12 protein-coding genes and 1 pseudogene are annotated in these 9,388 nt (G+C 65.4%); 5 read left to right on the top strand and 8 right to left on the bottom strand.

Going from position 1 to position 9,388, the window contains the following annotated elements:
* On the top strand, positions 1 to 183 hold a 183-nt coding region (locus tag JO059_RS22890), incomplete at its 5' end, for a DUF3761 domain-containing protein (RefSeq protein WP_366516145.1).
* A 486-nt stretch (positions 184 to 669) separates the two neighbouring features.
* Here JO059_RS22890 and JO059_RS03615 read toward each other — a convergent pair.
* The 5 genes and pseudogenes from JO059_RS03615 to JO059_RS03595 all read right to left on the bottom strand — a co-directional run bounded on the left by JO059_RS03615 (position 670) and on the right by JO059_RS03595 (position 3,444).
* On the bottom strand, positions 670 to 1,113 hold the full coding sequence (locus JO059_RS03615) for a DUF4232 domain-containing protein (protein WP_293314748.1): 444 nt from the start codon (positions 1,111 to 1,113) through the stop codon (positions 670 to 672).
* Between the two features lie 172 nt (positions 1,114 to 1,285).
* Positions 1,286 to 1,474: pseudogene (locus JO059_RS03610) on the bottom strand (IS630 family transposase); the annotation flags it as partial.
* Between the two features lie 67 nt (positions 1,475 to 1,541).
* Positions 1,542 to 1,970, bottom strand: coding sequence for a hypothetical protein (locus JO059_RS03605; protein ID WP_293314747.1), 429 nt, complete (start codon positions 1,968 to 1,970; stop codon positions 1,542 to 1,544).
* 428 nt (positions 1,971 to 2,398) lie between these two features.
* Complete coding sequence (locus JO059_RS03600; protein WP_293314746.1) at positions 2,399 to 2,650, bottom strand: hypothetical protein; 252 nt, start codon at positions 2,648 to 2,650, stop codon at positions 2,399 to 2,401.
* 257 nt (positions 2,651 to 2,907) lie between these two features.
* Entirely contained in the window at positions 2,908 to 3,444 is a 537-nt protein-coding gene (locus tag JO059_RS03595) for an NUDIX hydrolase (RefSeq protein WP_293314745.1), read from the bottom strand.
* Between the two features lie 46 nt (positions 3,445 to 3,490).
* On the opposite strand from JO059_RS03595, the gene JO059_RS03590 reads away from it, so the two are divergent.
* Entirely contained in the window at positions 3,491 to 3,862 is a 372-nt protein-coding gene (locus JO059_RS03590) for a nuclear transport factor 2 family protein (protein WP_293314744.1), read from the top strand.
* A gap of 175 nt (positions 3,863 to 4,037) precedes the next feature.
* Complete coding sequence (locus tag JO059_RS03585) at positions 4,038 to 5,816, top strand: NAD-binding protein (protein ID WP_293314750.1); 1,779 nt, start codon at positions 4,038 to 4,040, stop codon at positions 5,814 to 5,816.
* On the opposite strand, the gene JO059_RS03580 is transcribed toward JO059_RS03585, so the two are convergent.
* Positions 5,743 to 6,630, bottom strand: a complete 888-nt coding sequence (locus JO059_RS03580) for an LLM class flavin-dependent oxidoreductase (protein ID WP_293314749.1) — start codon at positions 6,628 to 6,630, stop codon at positions 5,743 to 5,745. The genes JO059_RS03585 and JO059_RS03580 overlap by 74 nt on opposite strands.
* 39 nt (positions 6,631 to 6,669) lie before the next feature.
* On the opposite strand from JO059_RS03580, the gene JO059_RS03575 reads away from it, so the two are divergent.
* Both JO059_RS03575 and JO059_RS03570 read left to right on the top strand, forming a co-directional pair.
* Entirely contained in the window at positions 6,670 to 7,083 is a 414-nt protein-coding gene (locus JO059_RS03575) for a VOC family protein (RefSeq protein WP_293314743.1), read from the top strand.
* 93 nt (positions 7,084 to 7,176) lie between these two features.
* Entirely contained in the window at positions 7,177 to 7,566 is a 390-nt protein-coding gene (locus JO059_RS03570) for a VOC family protein (RefSeq protein ID WP_293314742.1), read from the top strand.
* Here the strand turns inward: JO059_RS03570 and JO059_RS03565 are convergent.
* Together JO059_RS03565 and cysC are read right to left on the bottom strand one after the other, a co-directional pair.
* The gene (locus JO059_RS03565; protein WP_293314741.1) at positions 7,563 to 8,048 is read right to left on the bottom strand and encodes an RrF2 family transcriptional regulator; all 486 of its coding nucleotides are present in this window, start codon (positions 8,046 to 8,048) and stop codon (positions 7,563 to 7,565) included. The two genes, JO059_RS03570 and JO059_RS03565, sit on opposite strands and share 4 nt — an antisense overlap.
* Positions 8,049 to 8,074: 26 nt before the next feature.
* Positions 8,075 to 9,388: adenylyl-sulfate kinase (gene cysC, locus JO059_RS03560; RefSeq protein ID WP_293314740.1), on the bottom strand; the 1,314-nt coding region annotated here is incomplete at its 5' end.

The following is a 9,388-nucleotide window of genomic DNA, read 5'->3' as shown; positions in this document are numbered from 1 at the left end:
TGTCGCGATGGCACCTACTCGCATAGTCAAACCCACAGCGGCACCTGCTCGGGCCACCACGGTGTGGCCCAGTGGTGTCCGTGTACTTCCGCCTCGGGCCAATCCAGCCTTGGGCAGTCGGCGACGGTAAGGAGCGTTCACCGCTTCATGCCGAATGAGCCGCTTATCTCACCAGACGACTGATAACCGATCGTCCGCAGTTAGCGGGATGCCGCATCCATAAATCTCTGGGAAACCTCTAGAGCTTTTCGGCCCAACCGAAACAACACAGAAAGATTCGGAGCCTGCGCTCTGCCGCCAGCCCATGCCTTCGCGTCGAGCTTGCTCGTGTACGTGGCACCGGCGTAGTGGCGGGCCAGGTCTGGCCCGATGTAGGACGCGAGATACCTGCCGGATCGCTGCCGCGCCACCCATCCCCACGAGCGGCGATTCCGCTTGCCTGCCATCTGTTTGCCTTCCTGCTTGATATTTGCTTGATCTGCATGCCAGCATGCGCCTGATTTGTCCAGGTCTGTCAGCGGGTCGGAAGCGGTGAATCTCAATACAGCACAAGGCTTTTCGCAGGTAGAAAGCTTGTCGCAGATTTACCGCACGGCTAGTTCGAATCCTGCCGGGGGCACTGTCTCAAAACCGGCTCTCACCAGCCAGCGGAGGCCTTTTCAGCGGGTTTCACTCGTCCGGATACAACGGTCCGATGTTGGCGCCCGGTTGTGCCCCGTCGCCCTGTCGTAGAACGGTGAGGCCGCCGGGAATCCACGGGGTCCGTAGCTGTGTCGTGGAGTCCGGCGGAGTCACCACGATCGTTGTCGGCAGCCAGGCGGACTCCGGGCCGTGGGGGCCTAATTTTGGCAGGAAGCCCAGATTGCTGCGGGCGGATGCGCCCGGCGCGAGGACCACGGGCTGCACATCGCCGCTCGTTCTCGGCACGCTGTAGGTCGGGCCTAATGTCGGATCGTCGGGGCCGACGAGGTCCACGCCCGGGTAGCCCTGCAGGGTGCAGGTCTGATGGGAGACGTTCGTAAAAATCAACTCAACGGTGATATACGGCTGTTGGCCGGGCGAAATGGGCCCGCGGGTACTGAGGCTCAGCGAATCGGCCCCGCACCATGGCATGGCTGCCGCTGTCGTATTCGCCGCTGCCGATACAGCAAATAGCGCAGCGACCGCTAGGGCAGCCGCGCGTGTTGAAAGTCTCATCGAGTTCGCCTCACCACCTTCGTACATCGAGGCTGGTGCGAAGACTCTACTCACATCGGTGCGAGTAGCGAACGCAGGCGTTGCCAGCAATGTCGTCGTGTTTCTGGGTGTGGTAGTTATCGCAGACCACATGTAATTTTCGCCGAGGGCAGGCCCGCGCGACGGTCTTGAGGAAGTCCAAGAACTCGGCTTTGCCGTCCCGTTCATAGCAGCGGTCGGTCACCTTTCCGGTGGCGATCTCCAACGCGGCGAACAACGTGGCGGTCCCATTGCGCCGCGGTTAGGTAGCTGACCAGCGTAAACAGGACAGCGGCGCGCGGTTGTACCTATGCGCTACCTATGCGCTATTTCTGCTCTTCGAGCAGATGAGCGTATGGATCGGCGTCGGCACCAACGGATTCCGGCATTGGGTAGTAGGTCTTGATTAACAGGTTGCCGTCGTCGTCCCACGCGAATGTTTCGATGCTATAGGCCATTTGAACGTTCGGCTCAGTGCCAAAGTGATTCTCACACACCCATGCCATCTCGTTTCCGTTCACCTGAACAGTCAGCATTTTGATCTTCAGGATTGACTGGAACGTGTCGAATGCCTCAGAGGTCGCGGTGTCGAAACCGTGCTTCTCCTCTGTGCCGACCGGATCGAACATACGAACCCCGCCGGGGCAGATTGTGCGCCAGGACGCTACCCACTCGTCTTTTTTACCGGCATTCCATAACTCGGCATGTTTGGCCGCGTGGGCAAGTCGAGCGGATCTGCTGGGAACTTTGGACACGTGGTAAGGCTAGAGCACTGACTGGACACCTGTCCAGTTTTACCCACAGGTGGTAGAGCATGGCCTTTTTCACACCATGCGATTGGATCAAAGGCAACACTAGGCCGCGTGGACCATGTATTCGGCGCCCTCGTGCTCACCGCGTCACTGTTCGCCCCGCTTTCCCCGCGCCACCGCTGACGCCATCAAGTTGTCATCCCGTGTCCAACGGGGGCAACTGCAACGAACCGGGTGAATTTTGCCGCAACCGCGACCACGGAGCGACCGGGGTAGCCGGCGACGGCGAAAACATCGTCTGCATGAACAACAACGGCTGGCGCTGGGAACCGTCCACCTAAACATCGCTTGTTGGCTACAAGCACCAAGAAACGTAAGTTAGGTCTAACCCGACCCGGCTGCCTGACGTTCCGCCGAGCGGATTACCGGAATCACGTATGGTCCTCGTCTTTCCAACCCCACTCGTCATCCTCCAGGACATCGACGGTGACATCGTTGTCGGCAGCGCCCTTCGTACCGTAGGCAAACGTGAGCAGGGTGCGGTCGTCCTCAAGTGGCTCGACCGAGACGACGGTAGCGTGCCCGATCCTCATGCGGATCCTGTCGCCGGGCTTCAGTTCATCGACGCGTTTAAGGGGCACGGGTGACCCATCAACGCCGGTGAAACTGCTGGGCAGCTGCAACTACCTTGCTCATTCGTCATCCTTCTTCACCACCTCTGATGAGTGCACCAACCCTAAAAGCACACTGGCGGGCCGGCATGCCATGCATCCAATCAATGATGGCGGAACTGCTTTGACGTCCCGGCAAGCCCCACCCTCGTCGCCGCAAAGCTGCGCATAACTGGCGCGGCACGCCTCTAGCGCGACCATTTCGCCACGGCGAAAGCCTCAGCGCCGCAAGCCAATCCGACGGCCCGCAGGCCAGGGGCGTGCAGAACTCATCCCCCGCGCAACAGGAACAGGCCGTAAGCCGCGATCGACTGGGCGTCGGCAATCACGCCCGAGCGCATCATCTCCTCGACGTCCTCGCGCGGGAACCACGCGCTGCGCATGTCCTGCTCCTCGGGCTCCCGGTCGGCTTTCCCTTCGGTGATGCCCGTCGCCAGAAACACCCAACCGCGCTGACTGGTCATTCCGGGGGCGGTGTCGAGCTGGCCGAGCGCCTCGAAGGAGGCCGCGCTTAATCCCGTTTCCTCGCGCAGCTCGCGGGCAGCCAGCTCGGACGGTTCGGCGTCCGCTAGATCCGGGGCGGTGCCCTGCGGAAACTCCCAGCGACGCGCGCCGAGGGGATACCGGAACTGCTCGACCAACCGGAAACGGTTCTCGTCATAGGGCATCACGAGCGCGTACGTCTGCTTGTCCACCACGCTGTAAATGCCGGGGCTGCCGTCCGGTCGCCGGATCTCGTCCTCTCGCAGCACGAGCCACTGGTTGCGGTATATCTCGCGGGACGCGACGCGTTCGATGAAAGGCACGCAGCCAGTATCGCCGTCGAATCGAAGCCGGGTACCGTCCGAGGCTATGCCGACCCCCGAAGCCATCACCCAGACCGTCAATCGATACCTGGAGCTGGTCGCCACCGGCACCGCTGAGGATGTCCTGACCCTTTACGCCGCGGACGCGACCGTCGAGGACCCGATCGGGTCGGATCTCCGGCGCGGTCACGACGCCATCCGCGAGTTCTACGCGGCGTTCCAAGACCTCGAGAAGCAGACCGAGCTCGCCGAACTGCGGGTCGGTGGTAACGAGGCGGCCTTCTTGTGGCACCTCACCCTTGACGCCGGCGGCAGCCGCACCCGAATCTCGCCCATCTCGACGATGCTGTTCGACGACGACGCCAAGATCACCTCGATGCGGGCGTTCTGGTCACCGTCCGACGTTCGCGCAGTGTGAAGGACGGATCGATCAGGCGACCGCCTCGGCTGCTCGCTTGATCCTCCGCAGCATCTCCTCGATGCGGCCGCGCCGCGCTGTGGGCATGCCCGAGTAACGCATCCCGGGGCAAGGCTTTTCGGTGGCGCAAATCGGCACGGTGTTCGATAGTCGTAGCAGCAAAGAGGGGATAAGCATGCGGGGCCACATCATCGTCAGCGGCGACGACTCGCTGGCGAACACCATTGTCGAGGAGCTCAACAACGCCGGTGTGCACGTCGTCAAACTCGCCAGCCCCGCCGAGCTCGCCAGCGCGGAGGTCACGCGCGCACTGGCCGTGATCTGCGCCGGGAAAAACGACGCGACGAACCTCGAAATCGCGCTGCTGGCAAGGAAAGCCAACCCCGAGGTGCGGGTGGTGGCGCGGATCGCCAACGACGTACTGCGCACGGCGATGGCCGCAGACCGGCGACCCGGCGCGATTCTGGACGTCGCGGAGCTTGCGGCGCCGTCGGTCGTCGAGGCATGCCTTGCGCACACCATGCACCCGTTCGAGGCGGCCGGCATCAAGTTCGTCGTCTCCGGCGCGGAGGCACCGCGGGACGCAACGCTGCGCGAGATCTACGGCGACCTGGCACCGGTGGCGGTGATCCACGGCGAGAACTGCGCCAGCCCCGGCGAGGTGGAGGCATGTCCGGGCCGCGATCTGCCGGTGCACGCCGGCGACTGGACCGCGATGATCGGCACCACCGACGAGTTGGCCGACCGCGGCATCAGGGTCCCGCGGCCCACCACGACGCGCGCACGCCGACGCAGGCTACGGCGGGGACTCGACGCCGCACGCGCCCTGCGCGACGACGTCAACCCGATGCTTTTCCGCGCGTTGGCGGCCGCGTTCATTCTGCTCGTCGGGTCAACGGTGCTGTTGCGGTTCTTTTACCAACCCCATCCGGGCATGAATTGGGTCGACGCGTTGTATTTCACCACCGAGACGATCGCGACGGTGGGTTACGGCGACTTCAGCTTCCTGCACCAACCGACCTGGCTGCGGCTGTTCAGCATCATGCTGATGCTCGCCGGCGTGACGACCACCGCGGTCCTGGTCGCGTTCATCGCGGACCTGCTGCTGTCACGCCGCCTCGCCCGCTCCACCGGACGGCAGCGCGCACGTCATCTCCGCAATCACGTCATCGTCATCGGGCTGGGATCATTCGGCAGCCGGGTCGTCGCCGACCTGATCGCCGCCGGCTACGACGTCGCCGTCATCGAGCAAAACGAGAACAACCGCTTCCTGTCGGCGGCCGCCGACCTCGACGTGCCCGTCATCTTCGGGGACGGGACGCTGCGGCAGACACTGGAATCGGCCGGGGTCAGACATGCCCGCGCCGTGGCGGTGCTGACGCACGACGACATGGTGAACATCGAGGCCGCGATCGTGCTGCGCGAGGTGTTGGGCCCGCGCGTCCTGCCCGATGTCGTCCGGCCCGACGTTCCGCTCGTGCTGCGCGTGTACGACCGCGCGCTGGGAGCGGCGGTGGCCCAGCGGTTCGGTTTCGAAAACGTTCGCTCGACGGTAGAACTGGCGGCACCATGGTTCATCGGCGCCGCGATGGGATTGCAAGTGCTGGGAACGTTTTCAGTCGGGCAGCGCTCTTTCATGGTCGGCGGGATGCATGTGGCGGCCGGCAGCGAACTCGACGGGCTGCAGATGTTCAAGCTGTCCACCCAGACGCGGGTGATCGCCATCACCCGGCACGACGCGCCCGTCGAGCTGCACCCGCGACGGGACGCCTGGCTGCGCGGCGGCGACACCGTCTACCTGGTCGGCCCGTACCGGGAGCTGCTGGCGACGCTGCGCAAGGGACAGCCTCCCCAGCAGTCCGCCACCGACGAGGTTCAGCTCATCCCGCCCCGAGCTGTCGCGCCACGTCGGCCGCGCGACGCAGCTGGTCGAGGTCCGTACTCGTCGGGATGAGCTGGACCTCGTCGGTCCCGATCGCCTGGAACCTGCGCAGCACCTCGAGCAACTCGTCCTCGTCGCCGGCCCAGCCGGTCATCGGCGCCATCGCGTCGACGTATTCGGCCGGTATCCAGTTCAGGTAGCGACGCAAATGGGCGTGCACCTGCGCGCGGGCCCGCTCGGGCGGCCCGAACGCGAACCAGAACGACGTGACCAGGTGGGGTTTTTGCTTGTCCGCCCGCACCCACGCGTCTCTCGCGATGTCGAACAGCTGGTTTTGCCTGGCTGCATCAAGGTCCAAAGTGGTGCCGGCCAGGCCGTCGGCCCACGCCGCCGCGCTGCGGATAGTCTTCGGCCCGAGGGTGCCGACGAACAATGGCGGGCCCCCGGGCTGGACGGGGGCCGGACCGACGGGGAGCACCGATTCGGTGATCTTTTCGCCGCACCAGACCCGTTTCATCACCGCCACGCGTTCGGCCAGGCCGCGGATGGTCTGCGTCGCGGGGTCGGCGCCCACGGCGCGATAGTCCTCGTGCCGTCCACCCACCCCGACGCCGACGCTCAGCCGGCCGCCGCACAGCACGTCTCCGGTGGCCAGCGCCTTGGCCAGCATGACGGGGTGGTGCAGTTGGGGCACGATCACGGTCGTGAGCAGCCGCACCCGGTGGGTCCATGCGGCCAGCGCGCCGAGCAGCGTCACGTTGTCGGGGTTCGGGAAGGCGATGCGCTCGCCCCAGCACAGCGACGAGAACGGCCCCTCGTCGATGCCTCGGGCCCAGTTCTCCAGCACCGCCGCGTCCAGGTGGGGCTCCATCACCGGCATGGTCATCGCTATCTGCACAGACGCGATTCTGGCAGCATGGGTCGGATGGGTTTGCCATGTACCTCCATCGCGCATGTCCGGTTGACCGTCACCGACATCGAGCGGTCGCGGCGGTTCTACGAGAGCGTGTTCGGCTGGCCGGTGTTGCTGGAAGTCCCCGACAATGCCGACGAAGCAACCCGCAAGCAGTTGAGTTTCCTGTACGGCGGCGTCGTCTACGACCTCGGCGGCACGCTGATCGGGCTGCGGCCGGTCGCATCGGACCGCTTCGACGAGGACCGCTGCGGGCTCGACCACATCGCGTTCCGGCTCGCCAGCAAGGACGAATTGGATTCTGCGGCAACACATCTCGACGAGGTCGGCGTCTCACACGAGCCGGTCAAAGACATCGGCCCGTCATACATTCTGGAATTCCGCGACCCGGACAACATCGCCCTGGAGCTTACGGCGCCGAAGTGATGCTGCCGGCGGTGCGAGAGTGCTCAGAATGACGGCGTTTACGGCGTGTCAGCGGAGAAACACGCACGCTCGTGGGAGGGGGAGACTGGGAGCATGAGCATCAGTTTCAATCACACCATCGTGGCGTCGCGGGACAAGCGGGAGTCCGCGGAGTTCCTCGCCGAGCTGTTCGGCCTGCCGAGTCCGAAGCCGTTCGGGCCCTTCATGGTTGTTGCGCTCGATCACGGCGCCAGCCTGGATTATGCGGACGCTCCACAGGACGAGGAAATCCGGCGACAGCATTACGCATTTCTCGTTTCGGAAGAGGACTTCGATGCGATCTACGGCAAGATCCGGGAACGCGGCCTGCAGCACTGGGCCGATCCCCGTCGAGAGCGGCCCGGCGAGATCAACACCAGGGATGGCGGGCGCGGGGTGTACTTCCCGGATCCCTCCGGGCATGCGATGGAGATTCTGACGCGGCCCTACGGCTCGGGCGGTTAGTCGGGGCGCCGGGGCGAGCCGTGCCGCACGTGCTCCTGGTCCCGGTAGTCATCGGCGAGTTGCGCGACATGCCTGGGCAGGGCGCCCGCGGCGACGTCGGCCAGGGTGGTTTCCTCCAGCACCGAGCGCATGCTGGCCCGCAGCGCCCGCCACACGTCGGCCAGCGGCGCCGTCGGACCGGAATAGGGCAGGTCCCCCAGGCCGATGTCGCGGACGCTGGCCAGCGGCCCGTCGATGCAGCGCAGCACGTCGGCGATGCTGATCTCGTCTGCGGGACGGGCCAGTTCGTAGCCCCCTTCACGACCGCGGTGGCTTCGGACCAGGCGATCGGTGCGCAGGTTGGTGAGGATGTCGACGAGGAATTGCGGGGGTATGGCCTGCGCCTGGGCCAGATCGTCGGTCTTCACGAGCATGCCGCCGTCGACCGTCGCGAGCTGAACCATCGCCCGCACGGCGTACTCCGCCTTGGCTGACATGCGCACCCTGTGGATTGTGCCATCCGTGCGCGCTACACCCTTGACTCCAGCAGGTCGATGACGCTTTGCGCCTGCTCCTCGAGCGTCCGGCCCGGCGTGAGCCGCAAGTCCGGGTTCTTCGGCCGCTGATACGGGCTGTCGATGCCGGTGAAGTGCGTGATCTCGCCCGCGCGGGCTTTGGCGTACAAGCCCTTGGGATCCCGCTTCTCGCAGTCGGCCAGCGGGGTGTCGCAGAAGACCTCGACGAAGTCGAAGCCCGCGTCTTCGTGGACTTTACGGGCCATTTCCCGGTGCTCGGCCAGCGGGCTGATCGCCGGCACCAGCACGACCTGGCCGGAGTCGGCCAGCAGCGTCGCCACGTGCGCCAGCCGGCGCAGGTTCTCCGCACGGTCGGCCATGCTGAAGCCGAGGTCGGCGTTGAGGCCATGGCGCAGGTTGTCGCCGTCGAGAACATAAGCAGGAACACCCTTTTCGAGCAGCTTCTGCTCGACCAGCATGGCCACCGAGGACTTGCCGGCCCCCGACAGGCCGGTGAACCAGACCGTTCGGCCCCGGGTCGCCCGGTCGGCTGCGGTGACCAATGAGGCGTGCCGCACGGTGTTCGGGCTCGCCACCTGAGCCGAGACGTCGCGCAGCACCATCCCCGCGGCCACCGTGCCGTTGGTGTCGGGGTCGATGAGGATGAACGAGCCGGTGCTGGCGTTGCGCGTGTATTCGTCGAGCAGCAGGGGTAGCTGAGTGCGCAGGGAAATGCGGCCGAGTTCGTTGAGCTTCAACGCCGTCGCGGTCTTGTCGCGATGCAGGGTGTTGACGTCGAGCCGGTAGTCGAGCGCGGTGATCCTCGCGCGCGTGGTCCGGGTGGTGTGCTTGATGAGGTAGTCGCGCCCGGGCTCGAGCGCCGAATTGTCGCCCATCCAACACACGGTCGCGTCGAAGTGCTGGGTGACCCTGGGATGGTTGTTGGTGCGCGCGATCATGTCGCCGCGCGATATGTCGATGTGGTCGGCGAGGCTTATCGAGACAGCCATCGGCGGAAACGCCTCGGCGACAGGGCCGGTCGGCCCGTCGATCGCGGTGATCCGCGTGGTCTTGCCGATCGGAAGCACCACCACCTCGTCTCCCGGGCGCATCACCCCGCTGGCCACGGTGCCGGCATAGCTGCGGTGGTCCTGATGTTCGCGGGTGTGGGGCCGGATGACGTACTGCACCGGGAACCGCACGTCCACGAGGTTGCGGTCGCCGGCGATGTAGACCTCTTCGAGGTGCGAGAGCAGCGGGGGGCCCTCGTACCACGGCGTCTGCTCCGACTTGGTCACAACGTTGTCGCCGTGCAGCGCGGACATTGG

The organism is Mycobacterium sp., assembly GCF_019247615.1.
Classification (GTDB): domain Bacteria; phylum Actinomycetota; class Actinomycetes; order Mycobacteriales; family Mycobacteriaceae; genus Mycobacterium.
This window is presented reverse-complemented; position numbering and strand designations above follow the sequence as displayed.